The sequence below is a fragment of the Akkermansia sp. N21169 genome (genome assembly GCF_029854675.1).
Lineage (GTDB): Bacteria > Verrucomicrobiota > Verrucomicrobiia > Verrucomicrobiales > Akkermansiaceae > Akkermansia.
This window is the reverse complement of sequence record NZ_JARWNC010000038.1, coordinates 17,694-34,862: the sequence shown is the minus strand read 5'-3', so window position 1 is coordinate 34,862 and position 17,169 is coordinate 17,694. Positions and strand designations below refer to the sequence as shown.

Sequence of the window (17,169 nt, the reverse complement as noted above, 5' to 3'; positions counted from 1 at the left end):
AAGCCTCAAATCATGAAAATGACACACCTTTTTGAAAATCGCCGCAAACTCCTCATAAAGCCTTATTTCTCTTCATAACTCATTGAAAATAAGCAAAAGAAAAGCCCGCAAGCGATTAACTTGCGGGCTTTATTTGGTGGAGCATAGCGGGTTCGAACCGCTGACCTCTTCAATGCCATTGAAGCGCTCTACCAACTGAGCTAATGCCCCTCGACTTTCGTCTCGGTATCCCGTGAGGACGGGGAAAATTATAGTGAAGAAAAAGCCCGATGGCAAGTATTTTTTGATATCAGGTTTATTTTTTCTTGAGAAGGACAAATGGCGAAAGAAGAATATTTCCTAAGAAATTGATTCCAAATTACTTGGAAGGTTTGGAAGACGGGACAAAAACCTTGAGGCTCCCGGGGTGTTTTTCAATTTTGAGGGCACCATGCCCACCGAAATCGCCATCCAGTTCATAAGACGCAGGCGTGTCAACAGGATCTATAGAACAACCTTCCACTTTAAGGTAGGAAAAGTCTCCCTTCATGACCGGACTGAATCCCCCGCGAAGGAAAGCATGAAGACAGTCTTTGATGATGGTTCCCATGTGGCGTCTGAATACCAGGACATCCAGCAAACCATCCGCATTGTCTGCATCTCCGAACATAGTCCAAGAACCGCCGTATCGGGCGCCGTTGCCCATGATCACGGCTATGCCTTCTTCAATTCTTCCATCACTGAGGGTTATACGAAGACGAGGCTGAGGTTCGCAGGCAGCCTTGAGACCAGCTATACCATAAGCAATAGGACCCCATTTTTTCTTGGCCTGGCTGGTAGTCAGCTCCACGGCACGTCCATCAATACCGATTCCGGCCATTTGCAGGAAGGGTTCGCCATTCACCGCAAAAACGTCCACTTCCTTGATGCAGCCTTGATTGTAAGCCTGGAGGGCACGATCAAAATTACCGGAACCAATGCCTATTTCACGAGCGAAGACGTTGACAGTACCGGAGGGTATAACGACTAATTTGGTCTCCGTTCCCGCCAAGGCTCCGGCAGCCAGACGCAAGGTACCGTCTCCACCGGCAACAGCCACTGTTTCCAAACCTTTACGAGCACATTCCCTAAGGCTTTCCTGCATGTGTTCCGGCGATGTCGGCTCCACAATATCAAAAAGGCCTTTCCTGTCCGCCAACCAACGTCTCAAATGGATGGATCTGGCACTACGGGCTTCAGGGTTCAAGAAAAAGGGGACATGATTCATTAACGGAATCAATATAGTTTAAGGAGTATCCTTTTCCAAATTCATTTTACGATAAGACTTCCCCACCTCCCTCTCTCACGGGAAATAATGGAATTCGCGAAGGCAGACAAAAGCCGCATTCAAATTATTTTATGCTTTGCTCCAAAGCGTATCCGGCCGAGATCAAAGTCTCTTCCCTGAAGTGAGGAGCGAGAAACTGGAGACCAACCGGAAGGAGATCGTCGCCATCCGCAGCCGTACCACAGGGTACCGAAATTCCGGGAAGTCCGACAAGATTGGCAGGAATGGTATAGATGTCCGCCAGATAGGTCTGGAGATGGTCCGAAGCCGCCACACCAAGCAGGGGAGCCGGAGCCGGGGCAGTGGGACCGGCAATCAGATCTACTTTCTCAAAGGCGCGGGCAAAGTCTCCGGCAACAAGGGAGCGAACTTTCTGCGCTCTGGTGTAGTAGGCATCGTAGAAGCCGGAACTCAAAACGTAAGTGCCCAAAATAATACGGCGTTTAACCTCGGGACCAAAGCCTTCCTCACGAGAAAGTTCGAAAAGGTTGGAAAGATCCGATACGTCCGGCGAACGACGCCCATAACGCACTCCGTCGAAGCGGGACAGATTGGACGAAGCTTCCGCACAAGCAATAATGTAGTAGGCAGCCACAACGGCTTCGGCATGCGGAAGAGAAATTTCCACCAATTCAGCCCCCAAGGATTCCAACCGGGCAAGAGCACCGGATATGGCCTCGGACACACCGGGATGGTTGCCAGAAGTCATATATTCCCTGGGGATTCCGATCCTAAGCCCTTTGATGTCTTTGCCAACGGCATCTTCGAAATGCTCCACCGGATGATTCTGCGAGGTAGAATCCTTAGGATCATGACCACAGATAGCTTCCAGCAGAATCGAGGCATCGCGTACGTCTCGCGTAATCGGTCCTATCTGATCCAGGGACGAAGCGAACGCAACAAGTCCATACCGGGAAACCCGGCCATAGGTAGGTTTCAATCCTACGACTCCGCAATGGGAAGCCGGCTGGCGGATGGAACCGCCGGTATCGGAGCCCAATGCGGCAATAGCGGTACCGGCCGCAACCGAGGCAGCGGAACCACTGGATGATCCTCCCGTCGCCCGATGGGGAGCACATGGATTGTAAGTCGGTCCGAAAGCTGAATTTTCCCCGGTGGATCCCATGGCGAATTCATCCATGTTCATGCGTCCCAGAGGGATGCCTCCCGCCGCAATCATTCTGTCGACGGACGAAGCATTGTAAGGAGCAACATAAGGTTCGAGAAAGCGCGATGCGCAACGCGTCGGCTGCCCCTTGACACTAATATTGTCCTTAACGCCAATGGGAATCCCGGCCAGGAGGGAATCCTGAGAAACATTCCGGGCTATCTTCAGGGCAGCGTCCCGGTCATAGGAAAGATAGGCGTGAGTTGCGCCGTCTTCTTTATCGATAGCATCAGCCACCATGTTGACGAGTTCGACAGAAGAAACGGAGCCGTCGCGTAGACAATCTCTCCACTCGGCAAGGGATTTTAGAGGCAGGGACATGTATCTAGGAAAAGTATGAGGCAAAAGGAAAAATAGTGGGGAAAAGGATCCGAAGGGAAATCAAGCGGATTCAACAACCTTGGGCACGCGAATCTGCTCCGAGGCCTGCTGAGGAGCATTGACCAGAGCTTCCTCTGTCGAAAGACCGGAAAGAACTACATCATCGCGCATAACATCCATTACCGGCAAGGGATGGTACATGGGCTCTACTCCGGTGACGTCGTAACTCTGTAACTGATCAACATAGTTGAGAACTTTAGTCAGATCCTCGGAAAAGCGGTCAACTTCCTCTTCCGTGAGGTGCAAACTCGCCAATCGGGCAATATAGGCAACGTCAATATGCGGCTGATTCATGGGCAGACTCAGTCTAGCAAGGCATCTCCTGGGAAGACACAGCAAATAAGGTCATGCTGGGAGATATTTTTCAACCCTGGTCCAGCAGACGAATGATCCAGAATGTGGAAGCGGCAATGGAGCAAATGAGAACCAGCAGAAGAGCCGTACTCTCATGAAGTTCACGCCTGGCATTACGGACATTACCCCGTGCGACGGCTACTTTCAGCGTGTTCTGCTGGCGTGTTTGCCGCACTCTGTCCGGAGGTGGAAGAGTATTGCGCTGGGGCTGCATGGAAACGGGAGATCCCTGACCGACCATTTCTTCCAGTTCGCTGATTTTCTGCATCAACTCACGGGAAGCACGATCCAAATCGCTGAATTCAGAATCTCTCTGTTTTCTTTTTCTCAGAAACATGGTATTAGAAATTGTTGGAGTGACCGCAACTGACGATTGCGTATAAGATGACTAACAAGATAAACAACGGCAGGTGAAAGGAAAAACCCTGGATGAACTGCGTCACAAATTCACGCGAAGAGATCAGCAGGCGACGGGAAGATTTGCGGGAACGGGTCAATACTTTGGTATGGCGCATATGGGAGCAGTGATCGACCGCATCATTATAATCGGCTTCACAATGATCCATGATTTCAGCAGCATCGGTTAATTGCTGTTCCAGATTATCCTGTCCCCAGTCATCGGGGCGGATCGCCCCCAGAACCTTCAGATCCTTGGTAAAGCACAGGCGGATCTGTTCCAGCTCCTTGATTTCATTAGCAAGGCTTTCCAGTTCCTGCTCAATCCTTTCCACAGCGGAGAACATCCGGTCGCCCAACTCGTTTTGATCAGCAATAAAGCGGGCTTTCTTCTGCGCAATTTCCTCCATGCGCCGCTTGTAATCATCAATCTCCGCCTTTTTACGACGGAGTTCTTCCAGCTTGCGCTGAGCCTCCTCCATATCATCCTGAACGACAGGGACAGGCACACCTCCGGCAACTGGCGACGGAGGGCCATCCAGACTCATTTTCCTGTACTGTTGTTCCTGTTCTTTCATGGGTAGAATCAAAACGCCATTCCGACTAATCGGACTGAAGAAATATTTAACCTTTCTTATCCATCAAGGAAAGTGAAAAGTGCGGAAAACTTTCCTTTTTTTTCACGATTCCGAGCGTCCGTCACTGTTTTGCTCTTAAAAATTGATTATTCAAGTGTTTTTTACGATTGTCCGTCACGAATCAACTCACGGATATTGCGTGCTTCAATAGCCTCGTTTCTGGTACGTTCGTTCACCCTTGCCCTGTAGAAGGCCTTTTCCGTATCCGACCAGATATTGGATTCATCGTACTCCCCGGCAAATGGAATATTCAAGTCGATCCATGCACAGATCTTGTCCCATTCTTCCTGAGTCAATTTGACATTTTTGTGCCCTTTTTCGAGCAGTTTGACCAATCCGCTGCGGACGGCCCCAGCCCTGTAGGGAGGATACTGGTGCATCAGTTCAAACCGGGTGTACCACGATACATACTTGTTCGGTTCGTCCGGCAGGCGCTTGCCCAATGGACGAGGCCCCCAAACCTTGTCTGTTTCCCAAAAGGCGAATTCTTCAGGTTTGTGACCATTTTCCGGACGTGCCTTCGTCAGTTCGAAATAGGAACGGTAATACCGACGCATTGCCGCCGGATCATCCACATAAGGCTTGGACGTCAATAAAAGCTTTTTCCCTTCCCCTCCCTCGCGGTGACAGGCTATGCAATGCTTGTCGAACACGGGCTGTACCTCATGAATATAACTGAAGGCGCGAGGTGGACCATAAAAAGGCTCAAGTTCCTCCGCCGGCTTCATCGACGCAATCGTACGACGCAGCGGGTTGAGCGGCGTCTTGTTTTTGTCCTCATGGCAGCCGACGCATGAAAACTTCTCTGCCGGCATCAGCGTCGCCCACGAGCGCATCGTCTGAATGACCCGGTTTTTACAATCCAGAAGCTGGAAGTATACAGGCTTGCGAGCAGGTGCCTTGAACATCGCCGAACCGTCTTCATAGACCGTTGCATCGCCGATAATCTTCTTCGAGTCGAAGGAGGCAAGGCCATGTCCCGTCGGCATCACAGTATCCCAGCAACCTCCGGGACCTTTACCCATTGCCGAGCCAATCGTTGCATTTTTGTACAGCATTTCAATCACGCGGATCTTCTTGACGCTTCCCGGTTCAATCCCTTGGGCCGCTTCGCCATAGTATACATTCTGTACATAAAAAATACCCTCATCCTTCGTGTAATCAACCTCGGAGGGACGCACTCCCGGACGCTTGCGCGGAGCATCCGGAATCACCTGCAGGCAGGAAGTGCCCGGGTCTGACGCCAGAAGTTCCCGTTCTCCTTTGTCATTCAAGTAATACAGGGAATAATCGGCTCCGTTGTACGGGGCTATCGACACGAGGTAATCGCGTTCCGTCAATGCATAGGGATTGGAAAACTGTTCCCCCTGTTTGCCATACCGGTCATCATAACCATTACCGCTTTTCGGCGTCCTGTATCCGGGCATTTCCACGATTCCCTGATCCAATTCCACACCCTTGGAAACATCCATCAGAGCCAGCTTGCCTCCCTGCGTCGTGTGGTATCCGCCGATAATGCAAATCACCTTGTTGGAGTTCGGGATAGCCCGCGCATGATGGAAGCTGTTGGGCAACCCCGTCTGGTTGCCGTAGAACTCCGTCTGCGCCGTCCCGTCGGGATTCATCTGGAAGAGGGCATGGGCCGAGGACTGGCCGCGATCATTGTAGTCGCGCCTCGTGAAAATCACGCGACCGTCATTGAGCAAGCTCGGAAAAGCCGTATTCGTTTGATCGAATCCGACACGGCGGGCATACTTGCCGTCTTTGTTCATGATAAACAGATTGCTCAGGTCTCCCCACCCGCAGGTAATGTGCTGGACGATGCGGGAGGAACTGAACATGATGTCACCATTGGGCAAATAACAGGGTTCCATGCTGGAGCCATAAGTTTCAGGAGTCGTCAATGGGCGAATCCTGCCAGTCGTACGATCCAGTTCGTAAATCTGATAATTTGATTCGGGACATCCGTAGGCATTCTCCAAATAATGATCCCGTTCCGGCGCTGGACAATAGATCGCGTAGTGCGAATACGTCAAACAGGAATTGAAATGTTTCCTGGACGCACGCATGGCAAACAGGAGCTTCGTTCCATCAAACGAGAGTTCAGGGTCACGGACACTTCCTTTGCCAGGATCCACCAGCATGTTTTCGCAGGCAAAGGCCCCATCCTTGTCCTGAGTCAAATCCAGCGAGCAAAGGGCCGATTTCTTGTTGGAGCCCTCTGTCTCCGTAATCAGATAAATGCCGGAGATACTGCCAAAAACATGGTGCTTTGCAAAAATCAATTTCGGAGCCAAAGCCCGTACTCGATCCAAACGCATTTGCCGGCGGGCATATGCCACCCGGTCATACAGGGTTACCCACTCCTTAACCGAAGCAGAGGAATCGTTCCGTTCCAATCGGGCCGCCTCTGCAGCAAAGTTCTCCGGATCCGGCACGGTTTTCAGCGCCACACCCACGGCATCAGCAAGCAATGCCCTCATATCCGGCACGGAGAAAAGTTCTTCAACCGTTTTACTCGCATCCTGTTTCAACCAGTCCATCTGGTGAGGGAAGGCTTTTTCCATAAGGCGCCCCGCCGTTTCTACATTCTTCTTCGACAACGGACACCGCAATACATCACAAACAGCAGCAAAAGTTTCCGACCATTTTCCGGGTTTCAGAATCCTATCTTCCACTGCTTTTTTTTCCTTTGCAAGGGCTTGTTCCCAAGCTTCCGGAACCGGACTGGACGACAACACAGCATATTTTACATCCATCAGAAACCTGCCTTTCAATTCCCGGGCCTTCACGAGAACTTCATGTTCCCCTTTTTCTAACTCTCCCGACCACATGCATACCAGTTGGAAATCATTGAAATTTCCAGTTGAAGGAATCGTCCATACAGACTTTTCCCGTCCATCCATAAACAAGGCAGCCGTTCCCCCTTGATCCTCCGGAGATGCCATCATGAGCCAGAAATAATACGTACCCGTCGCAGGAACCTCCAATTTCCATTCCGGACCGCTGTCTGTTCCTGTCCAGTCACGGACAAAACCGCCGCGCTTCGTCACACCGCGCCCGGTCAACCGGGCTTCGCTTCCATCCAGAAAAATGAAAGGCAAAGACACTCCGCTATCCGCAACTACGGAGACAGGTTCCGGAGAAGAAGAGGAGGCTGCAATGGCAGTACCCAGACACCCCCAAGCCAGAAAAGAGAAGAGAAGGAGCTTCATAATCATCAAAGTATACGAGTCTCCATCCTTCTGCCTTTCACTCACGACACCGGATATCTACCGTTTTCCCATTCACTCATGGGAAAGAAGAAAAACGATAGGTCTCTCCAGCCCGGGTTTCCGGCAACGACAAAGTTCGCTCATTCCATTCCGGTTCGGAGGATTCGATAATGGGAAGCTTTTTCCCGGAAGAATCCAGGGCAACCACAGTTCCATATTCCCACGGACAAGCCATCGTCAACCGGCCTCCCAGCAAGCTTGTTATTTCCAGTTTCACGACCGTTTCCCGACAACCATCATAGGCAGCCGAGACCAGGAACCCGCCCGGAACCCTCAACCGTGAAAAAGCGGCGTTTCGATCCTTAGGCCAATTGGGAAACACCTTGATCACACCTTTGTGTTTCAGCACCAGCATACTGTTGATGGCAGCCGTCGCCCCGACTTTTTCCAGACCGTGATAGCCATCCCGAACGGCAAGATTATTTCCCATTTGTTTTTTCAGAACGCCCGCCATGTGTTTCAAAATCTTTTCCGCCGGATAACGAAGTTGGACGGCATCATAGAAAATACGTGGAAAATTATTGATTTGCCCCCATGCTCCATCCCCAAACGCATCAATCGTATTCCTACCTACTTGCTGCTGTTCCGCCGGGGAATAATACCCGAGTTCTCCGGCCGGAAGAATCACATCCAACGGAAGGATATTTCCATCCCATGGGATCGGATTGTCCAACTGCTTCCATGTGTTCTTTTTCCATTCCCTCTCTGCCAGAGAGAAAACAGGTTTACCCTTCCATTCGGAAACCGGCTGTTCCGGCAGACGAGTCAAAAGATCTTTCCAGAAGCTACGTTTTCCGGCGTCCATATCCAATTCCTCCGATGCCTTGATCAAAAACGCCAGCAACATCTTCACCGTCGCCAGCTCAACAGCGGGATTATGCGCCCACGAACCCTCATTGTACCCGGCTACAAGAAGACACCTTCCATCCTCATCCCTTTCCAGCCAGACTTCATACAACCGTGCACATTTTTTCAAGAACCCGTATGTCCTTGCCAAAAAATCACGGTCAAGCGTATAGTTGTAATACTGGATAATCGGCCATGAACTGTATGAAACATTGAGGAGTTCACGATGGTAGGAATCATCTGTAACAGTCCCCCACGGGCCAATCCCAACGGGGTAAAGAATAGCATCCGCAATACCCTTCCGAAGAGCGGAACGGGAATTCACATATTCCCTGTTAATCCGTTGCAGTTCAATCTGATTCGCAGCACGCTCCATTCCTTCCCTCTCCATCGCAAGCATGGCTTCTGCGGCAGGCATCAGCAAATCACACCGATTGCTGGATGCCGTCCCGTAAAACGAAGCAATAAAATTATAATTCAGATGATAATCAGAAGACCAATTCGGCGTGTCCGTCGTATGCCAGACTCCGAAAAGTCCCGGAGCAAGTTTTCCATTCCGGATACCCGACCCCATCAAATACTGGGCTCCGTAATAATAACGCTCCGCCAGAGCCGTTTCTTCATCGGACGGAGACAGGTCGATAGAAGAAACAGTCCAATACTCCCTCCACCAATCGGCATGGGACTTGAGAAGAGAGGCAACACCAGCCTCATTCCGAACCAAGCCCAGCAATTCCCGGGCTTTCACCCAAGGGTCCCAGCCCTTCAGCCTGCCATCGTGTCCGTAGGTCTGCCCTCCCCCTCCGATAGCAACTACCAGCCAGGAGGATTGTCCCGGCTGTAAACGAACTATCCTCGAAACAGTTGCTTCCGATTTATTCTTCCAATGGTCGGGCAAGCCGGCATGGACAACGGATGGAGCCAGCACTGCCTGGGAACGCCATGAAGCGGGGTTTTCAGGAGCTCCATTGAAGGTCCACCTCGAAACCGCCCCGGCATTCTCGTCCGTACCCACATCCGCAGGGAAACATTCCTGATCAGCCTTGCACCACACATCGATTTCCAGATCCATAGCCTCCGGAGACTTCAACTCGACGATTAACACGTTCTCCGTTGCCGCCATCCATGCCTTCATGGATACGGACTCGCCGCTCATTCCCGTCAGTTCTGTTTCCAGACATGCCTTCCAAATATCCAATTTCTCATGGAAAGATTTTGTTTCCGCCAATGCCGAGGACTCGGCAACCGGTCTGATCGTCACACCGCCAATAGGCAAAGGTTGCGTTTTATAACGTTTATCCGCACTGAATTTACCTTTTAAATTTCCGCAGGACCAAAAATCAGATTTGGAAATCAAATACGTTTTTTCCATTCCGCTCCCTCCCGACACAATCCCGACATCACCGTTGCCAAGCAATGCCGTCCGAGGCAAGTCATTGGAAAAACTGTCCTGCGGATTCCACGAATTCCACACCCCGGAACAAGCTGAAACAATCTGTTCCGTCCGCGCGCGATCCGGAATATCGATAGAAGAATCCGCCGCACCGGACAAACCGGCAGCCACACCTCCAAACATCACACAGGTGATCCCTCTCCATTGTTTATGGAAAAAACTCATGTTCAAAACAGTTGGTTATTTGTGGCCGAATTGAATCATTTCACGGATATGGCGAGCTTCGATGGCCTCGTTTCTGGCACGTTCGTTCACCCTTGCCCTGTAGAAGGCCTTTTCTGTATCCGACCAGATATTGGATTCATCGTACTCCCCGGCAAATGGAATATTCAAGTCGATCCATGCACAGATCTTATCCCATTCTTCCTGAGTCAATTTGATATTTTTGTGCCCTTTTTCGAGCAGTTTGACCAATCCGCTGCGGACGGCCCCAGCCCTGTAGGGAGGATACTGGTGCATCAGTTCAAACCGGGTGTACCACGATACATACTTGTTCGGTTCGTCCGGCAGACGCTGCCCCAGAATACGCGGTCCCCATACCTTATCCGAGGGATAGAATCCGAATTCCTCAGGTTTGTGACCATTTTCCGGACGTGCCTTCGTCAGTTCGAAATAGGAACGGTAATACCGACGTTTAGCCGCCGGATCATCCACATAAGGCTTGGACGTCAATAAAAGCTTCTTCCCTTCCCCTCCCTCGCGGTGACAGGCTATGCAATGCTTGTCGAACACGGGCTGTACCTCATGAATATAACTGAAGGCGCGAGGTGGACCATAAAAAGGCTCAAGCTCCTCCGCCGGCTTCATCGACGCAATCGTACGACGCAGCGGGTTGAGCGGCGTCTTGTTTTTGTCCTCATGGCAGCCGACGCATGAAAACTTCTCTGCCGGCATCAGCGTCGCCCACGAGCGCATCGTCTGAATGACCCGGTTTTTACAATCCAGAAGCTGGAAGTATACAGGCTTGCGAGCAGGTGCCTTGAACATCGCCGAACCGTCTTCATAGACCGTTGCATCGCCGATAATCTTCTTCGAATCGAAGGAGGCAAGGCCATGTCCCGTCGGCATCACCGTATCCCAGCAACCTCCAGGGCCTACGCCACGCCCTGTCCCGATCGTTGCATTTTTGTACAGCATTTCAATCACGCGGATCTTCTTGACGCTTCCCGGTTCAATCCCTTGGGCCGCTTCGCCATAGTATACATTCTGTACATAAAAAATACCCTCATCCTTCGTGTAATCAACCTCGGAGGGACGTACTCCCGGACGCTTGCGCGGAGCATCCGGAATCACCTGCAGGCAGGAGGTGCCCGGGTCTGACGCCAGAAGTTCCCGTTCTCCTTTGTCATTCAAGTAATACAGGGAATAATCGGCTCCGTTGTGCGGGGCTATCGACACGAGGTAGTCGCGTTCCGTCAATGCATAGGGATTGGAAAACTGTTCCCCCTGTTTGCCATACCGGTCATCATAACCATTGCCGCTTTTCGGCGTCCTGTATCCGGGCATTTCCACGATTCCCTGATCCAATTCCACACCCTTGGAAACATCCATCAGAGCCAGCTTGCCTCCCTGCGTCGTGTGGTATCCGCCGATAATGCAAATCACCTTGTTGGAGTTCGGGATAGCCCGCGCATGATGGAAGCTGTTGGGCAACCCCGTCTGGTTGCCGTAGAACTCCGTCTGCGCCGTCCCGTCGGGATTCATCTGGAAGAGGGCATGGGCCGAGGCCTGGCCGCGATCATTGTAGTCGCGCCTTGTGAAAATCACGCGACCGTCATTGAGCAAGCTCGGAAAAGCCGTATTCGTTTGATCGAATCCGACACGGCGGGCATACTTGCCGTCTTTGTTCATGATAAACAGATTGCTCAGGTCTCCCCACCCGCAGGTAATGTGCTGGACGATGCGGGAGGAACTGAACATGATGTCACCATTGGGCAGATAACAGGGTTCCATGCTGGAGCCATAAGTTTCAGGAGTCGTCAATGGGCGAATCCTGCCAGTCGTACGATCCAGTTCGTAAATCTGATAATTGCTTTCCGGACATCCCGATGAAGCCAGATTGACATCCCCCTGGCTCTTGCCCGGGAAAAAAGTTGAATTGTAATTCTTCCTCGTCGGACGCATCGCAAAAAGAAGCTTCGTTCCATCGAAGGAAAGCTCAGGATCCCGGACACTCCCCTCCCCTGGATCAACCAGCATTTCCTCACGGGCAAAGGCACCATCCTTGTCCTGCGTTAAATCCAGAGTGCAAAGGGCTGATTTCTTGTTGGATCCCTCCGTCTCCGTAATCAAATAAATGCCGGAGACGCTGCCAAAAACATGGTGTTTCGCAAAAATAAACTTCGGAGACTTTGTCCTGATTCGATCCAAACGGACCTGGCGCCTTGCATAGCCCATGCGTTCATACAATCCGCACCACTGGGAGAAAGAGGCATCCGGATGTTGTTTCAGTCTAGTGATCTCATCCGAAAAAATCTTCAGTTCCGGGATATTGACCAGCATTCTCTCCACCGCACCCCGAATCAACACAACGGAATCCTCCGAAAGCAGCAGCTCCATTCCTCCCTTGCCCAGATCCTGACGAAGCCATACTTCCTGGTGAGGAAACCCATTCTCCAGCAAAACACGAAGGCGGTTCTCCGAATCCGGCAACAATCTGCCATTCCTCAACAGTCCGGAAGCTACAACCAAAGACTCGTTCCAGGACGAAACCTTACTCATTGTCTCTTCAATTTTCGCGCATTCTCTCCCGACTGCATCCTCCCAGGCTTTTTCGGACGAATCGGAAGATAAAAAACCGTATTTCACATCCATGAAATACTGTTGGTTTAACTTTCCAGCCACAATCCGAAACGTATGTTCTCCGGCCTCCAGTTGTCCCTGCCAAACGCGAACTGTCTTGAAATCATTGAAATCCTTCGTTGAAGGGACATTCCAATCGCAGACCTTCTTCCCATCCAGGATAATTTCCGCAACTCCGCCCTGGCCAGCCGGAGATGCCATTTTTAAATTCAGATAATACATTCCTTTCTCCGAAATGGCAAATTTCCATTCTGCACCACTGCCGACGCCATCCCAATATCTCAAAAATCCCCCCTGAGTCGATATATGGCTGCCGACAAGAGAAGGCGTTGCTCCATCCAAAAAGACAAATTCAGCTCCGGAACACACCATGCACATCAACAATAATGGGAAAAAGCTTTTCATAACAGGGATGAATACGCACACGAGTACAATTTCCTTTCAGTACCCTACATATTTAATTCGCTTATTTTCATACAACAGCGGATACACCAAATCCACAGAATGAAGTACCGTATGATAAGTTTTTCCTTTCAGTGCTTTCAGGCTATTACCCAGTGTATCTTCAACCACATGAAGCAGAATGGCTTGGAAAGAGCCTCCTTGAAAACAGTCGATCCTCCCGGACAATATCCTATCTCAAAACGAAACATGATATCCCTTCCCCTCCAGATATCTCCGGACATATACGGTCAAAAGAAAAGCCGGAAACCTCAATAAAGTCCCTTGCTCTTCTTCCTCAGGCCGGATAAGCTCGGCAACTCTTATTTTTTGTTTCACAGAGCGGGACAGGAAGAGTAGATTAAACAGAGCAGCCCAACGAGTTTCATGCAGCAGACCGAGATGCCTCATCCCCCAAAATCAACAAAGGCCTTGCGCCGCGTATACATTGTGCTTGGCTGCCTTGCCTTCATTCAGTTGATGGCAGTAGGCATCGCACTGACACTCAAGCTTTCGTCCCCTCCACCGCCCGTTATACAACAGCCGGTTCCTGACAAGAAAGATCCCGTGCCCGACAAGCCACAGCCCCCCCTACCCGACGAACTCATCACATCTATCAGGCCGCGAACCGTTGAGGAAATGCTACGGGATGCCGATCAAAAAGCCTCAGGTCCCCAGCCTTCTGTCATTGCTCCGCCCGTTATCCGTCAACCGAACAATGTACAGGATTACGCCGAAAACAAGACCCGCAAAGAACCGGATATCCCCCTTCCCCCACAGCTTGCCCAGCTTCTCAAGGAAGCCCGTTATGCCCAAATCGAAGGAGACATGAGAAAATCCGTTCTCAAACTCGAAGAAGCTTCGGCTCTTGAACCGGGCAATCCCGTCCTCCTCTACTATTTCGGCCTCGCTTACGAGGCTCTGCGCAATGCCGAAAAGTCCCGTGAATACTTCCTCAAAGTATTCACTATGCGCGACAAAGCCGGCAAATACTGCCAAATGGCCGCCAAACACCTCGAGACCGGTTTCGAGGCTCCGTCCGATAGACGGGGAGACATGGCTTTCGGTACCATTCTGGAGTACAAGGAAGAAAACGCGGGAGACGGACAACGCGTCGTCCTGACCATTCCCATTCTCATGAAAGAAGGGCTCAATATCCGCCCGGAAGACCTCTACATCCCCATCCTCTTCTACGATTCCGTCAATGGACGAAAAATCGAATTGACGCGAGCGGAAGAACCCCAGGTCCGCTGGATGAGCGAACCCGTTGACTGGGCTGACGGGGAGGAAACCCTTGAAGTCCGCTACCACATGCCTCCTCTGACCGAAGAGGCAATCGCTGCCTACGGCGATCTCAAATATTTCGGATTCACCGCCAAACTCTATTACAAAGGAGAGCCCATGGACTGCTACGCCTCTCCGCGCGTTCTGTTCCTCATCGAGCAAATGCAGATGAAAAAACCGGATGTACCCTACCAGGACGACAATTACGGAGAAGGGCTCCTTCCCCCCAAAGAAGGAGGTTCTTCTATTCTTGACGCTCAACAAATGTCCGACTTCCTTCCCGCAGCTCAATAACCCTGCATTTCCTCCCTCATGACACTTTCCTTCCCCTGTACTCTAGGCGACTACACGCTTCTTTCCCTGATCAAAGAAAAGGATGGCCGGTTGTATTTTGACGCCATCCAAATTAGCACAAGCCGCAAAGTCATCCTGGAAATGCCCGATCCGGAAACGAGTACCGAGGAATCCATCCAGGAGTTCCTTCATGAGGTTCGTGTCAAAGCATCAGTCGATTCTCCCCTTTTCACCACCGTTTACGAAGCCAGCAAGACCGACGGGAAATGGTACTTCAGCTATGAAAAACCGGATGGGGCCAGACTGGACAATGCCATCAGCATCGGGAAAACCTTTAGCACCCATCAACTTCTGGAGCTACTGAAAACCGTCAGCAAGGCAGAAGAATTCTTCGATTCCCACAATCTCGCCACTTCTCCCATTTCTCCCGATTCCTTTTTTGAAGACTCGAGCGGAGGATTCCGCATGATCAACCCGGTCATTCCCGGGACAAGAAAGCCGGACACATCTGCCCTGGACATGATCTCCCTCGGCAACATTCTTCCCTCCCTTATCACCCCCAACGTGCCCGGAGCCACCCGCATAGGTACTATTGCCACCTGGATGCGGGACGGGCAGGAAGGAAAAACGCTCACCTGGCAGCACGTAGCCGAAATGGTGGATACCGTCGAAGACCAGTTGGGGATCGGGCAAAACGCCACCACTGGACTTCTTGAACAATCTCCTGTTTCTCCTTTATCCCGTTACAAGATCCTTCTGGTCGCCATTGTCGCCATCCTTGCCGCCGGAGCGGTTTTCCTTCTCATCGGCAACAATGATCCGGATCATCATTCCACCGCTACAAAACCTAAACTGACACATCCCGTTTTCGATGGGCGCGACCATATGGGAATCCCCATCAATCCGGGAAACGGAGCCCCCATCCTTATCTGCGACGCATACGAAGTCACCATCGGCGCCTACAAAAACTTTCTCGACTCCATCAAGAACATGCCGGAACAGGGACGCAAGTCATACGACCATCCCAATCAGCCTCCAGGAAAAACCGGTCACACCCCTCTCGACTGGGAGGCCATGCTCGATGCCGCCCAACATGGCAAGGTCTGGGAAGACTATGCCATGAGTATGCGGACGCCTGTCTTCAACGTCGATTTCTGGGATGCCTATGCCTATGCCAAATGGAAAGGATACCGCCTTCCTACCTTGGAAGAATGGAAAACGATTGCCGACCGGGTTTCTACGCACGGGCAAGATCCTATGGGTCCTGTTGACAACTATCTCCGGGACGTGGGAGAACACAACCTGTGCGGTTTTAATTCCGGAGTATCGGAATGGACATCCAGTGAAGGAAAAGATCCCTCCATGCCTATGGAAGCGGAACGCCCCATTGTCTGCGGAGGACATAGCGGACTCCCCGGAAAACAACGAGTCATCTACGTTCCATCCCAGGACATCAGATCCAAAACAATTGGTTTCCGTACCGTTCACGAACAATAATTCCCTTGATTTATCCCCCTCACCGGTCATACATACATAAATAACATCGGAAGTCGTCGTACCTGCGAATCTTCCAGTAAAACAATCTGCCATCGATTCTCGTACACCATCCCCTTCTATCATGCAACGTATCCTATCATTCATTCTTCTTCTAGGAGCTCTCTGCCTCCCGGCGTTTTCCCAGTTGATCGTCAGAATGGAACCAATCAAAAAACAATTCCTCAGCGGAGAACCTGTCACCGTTCGCCTAACCATCAGCAACAACACCGGAGCTCCCATCCATCTGAGCAGCAGCGACCAAATCTCCTGGCTCGACATCAACGTCGAAAGCAACGACGGCGGCATGCCCCTGCCCCAATCGCGCTTCGCCAACTTTCCTCCACTCTCCATCCCCACCGGTAAAAGCGTTTCCCGCCGAATCAACCTGCGCCACTTCTACGACTTTTCCCGTGACGGCAACTACAAGGCGACAGCCCTTGTCCGCGGCCCGGACATGCGCACCATGTTTTCCTCGGGCAAAAAAATGTTCACCATCATGTCCGGCATGCCCGTCTGGTCCCAGATCGCAACTCCTCCGGGAGGCCGCCGATGCAAGTACGTCGTCTGCAGCATGAAAAATAACCAAAAATCCCACCTGTACGTTCAAGTCAAGGACGGAGAGGTGGGTACTCCCATCAATGCCACGGGACTCGGGGAATGGTTGAGCTTCTTCGACCCGGCATGCCGCATTGATTCCAAGGCTAACCTTCATGTTCTTTTTTTGACGACACCAACCATCTACGCCGGGGCAATCATCGCTCCGGACGGAACCAGGAAATCCCTGCAATACTACAAGCGAATCAATGGTTACCAGCCTTCTCTCGTCTATCTTCCCGATGGAAGCCTCCGTATTACCGGAGCCATCCCGTTCGATCCATTCAAGCAGGGAGTAAAAGGCCCCAAAGACGCAACCGTCGTCCCAGGAGAATAATCCCGCCAATCTATTCGTTCTTCCCCCCTTTCAGGGAGGAACACTATTTTCCCGCCTCCACCGT

General features: G+C 51.3%; 11 protein-coding genes and 1 tRNA gene. 3 read left to right on the top strand and 9 right to left on the bottom strand.

From position 1 onward, the window contains the following. Window positions 1-134: 134 nt before the first annotated feature. The 9 genes from QET40_RS06640 to QET40_RS06600 form a co-directional block, all read right to left on the bottom strand. A tRNA-Ala gene (locus QET40_RS06640) sits at window positions 135-210 on the bottom strand. A gap of 148 nt (window positions 211-358) precedes the next feature. Further along, on the bottom strand, window positions 359-1,225 hold the full coding sequence (locus tag QET40_RS06635) for a diacylglycerol kinase family protein (protein WP_280126393.1): 867 nt from the start codon (window positions 1,223-1,225) through the stop codon (window positions 359-361). Between the two features lie 145 nt (window positions 1,226-1,370). After that, on the bottom strand, window positions 1,371-2,795 hold the full coding sequence (gene gatA, locus QET40_RS06630; RefSeq protein WP_280126392.1) for an Asp-tRNA(Asn)/Glu-tRNA(Gln) amidotransferase subunit GatA: 1,425 nt from the start codon (window positions 2,793-2,795) through the stop codon (window positions 1,371-1,373). A gap of 60 nt (window positions 2,796-2,855) precedes the next feature. Then, the gene (gatC, locus tag QET40_RS06625; RefSeq protein ID WP_280126391.1) at window positions 2,856-3,149 is read right to left on the bottom strand and encodes an Asp-tRNA(Asn)/Glu-tRNA(Gln) amidotransferase subunit GatC; all 294 of its coding nucleotides are present in this window, start codon (window positions 3,147-3,149) and stop codon (window positions 2,856-2,858) included. Between the two features lie 70 nt (window positions 3,150-3,219). Beyond that, window positions 3,220-3,546, bottom strand: coding sequence for a hypothetical protein (locus tag QET40_RS06620; protein ID WP_280126390.1), 327 nt, complete (start codon window positions 3,544-3,546; stop codon window positions 3,220-3,222). A 4-nt stretch (window positions 3,547-3,550) separates the two neighbouring features. Further along, on the bottom strand, window positions 3,551-4,183 hold the full coding sequence (locus QET40_RS06615) for a hypothetical protein (RefSeq protein WP_280126389.1): 633 nt from the start codon (window positions 4,181-4,183) through the stop codon (window positions 3,551-3,553). 161 nt (window positions 4,184-4,344) lie between these two features. Next, entirely contained in the window at window positions 4,345-7,458 is a 3,114-nt protein-coding gene (locus QET40_RS06610; RefSeq protein WP_280126388.1) for a hypothetical protein, read from the bottom strand. Between the two features lie 76 nt (window positions 7,459-7,534). After that, window positions 7,535-9,982: a hypothetical protein gene (locus QET40_RS06605; protein ID WP_280126387.1), complete on the bottom strand. Its 2,448-nt coding sequence runs from the start codon at window positions 9,980-9,982 to the stop codon at window positions 7,535-7,537. A gap of 15 nt (window positions 9,983-9,997) precedes the next feature. Next, window positions 9,998-13,024, bottom strand: coding sequence for a hypothetical protein (locus QET40_RS06600; protein ID WP_280126386.1), 3,027 nt, complete (start codon window positions 13,022-13,024; stop codon window positions 9,998-10,000). A gap of 468 nt (window positions 13,025-13,492) precedes the next feature. Here QET40_RS06600 and QET40_RS06595 point away from each other — a divergent pair, with 468 nt between their 5' ends. The 3 genes from QET40_RS06595 to QET40_RS06585 all read left to right on the top strand — a co-directional run bounded on the left by QET40_RS06595 (window position 13,493) and on the right by QET40_RS06585 (window position 17,105). Continuing rightward, window positions 13,493-14,638 (top strand): hypothetical protein, encoded by a 1,146-nt coding sequence (locus QET40_RS06595; RefSeq protein ID WP_280126385.1) that lies wholly within the window; start codon window positions 13,493-13,495, stop codon window positions 14,636-14,638. Between the two features lie 18 nt (window positions 14,639-14,656). Continuing rightward, on the top strand, window positions 14,657-16,135 hold the full coding sequence (locus QET40_RS06590) for an SUMF1/EgtB/PvdO family nonheme iron enzyme (RefSeq protein ID WP_280126384.1): 1,479 nt from the start codon (window positions 14,657-14,659) through the stop codon (window positions 16,133-16,135). A 121-nt stretch (window positions 16,136-16,256) separates the two neighbouring features. Then, window positions 16,257-17,105 (top strand): hypothetical protein, encoded by an 849-nt coding sequence (locus QET40_RS06585; protein ID WP_280126383.1) that lies wholly within the window; start codon window positions 16,257-16,259, stop codon window positions 17,103-17,105. Window positions 17,106-17,169 lie beyond the last annotated feature (64 nt).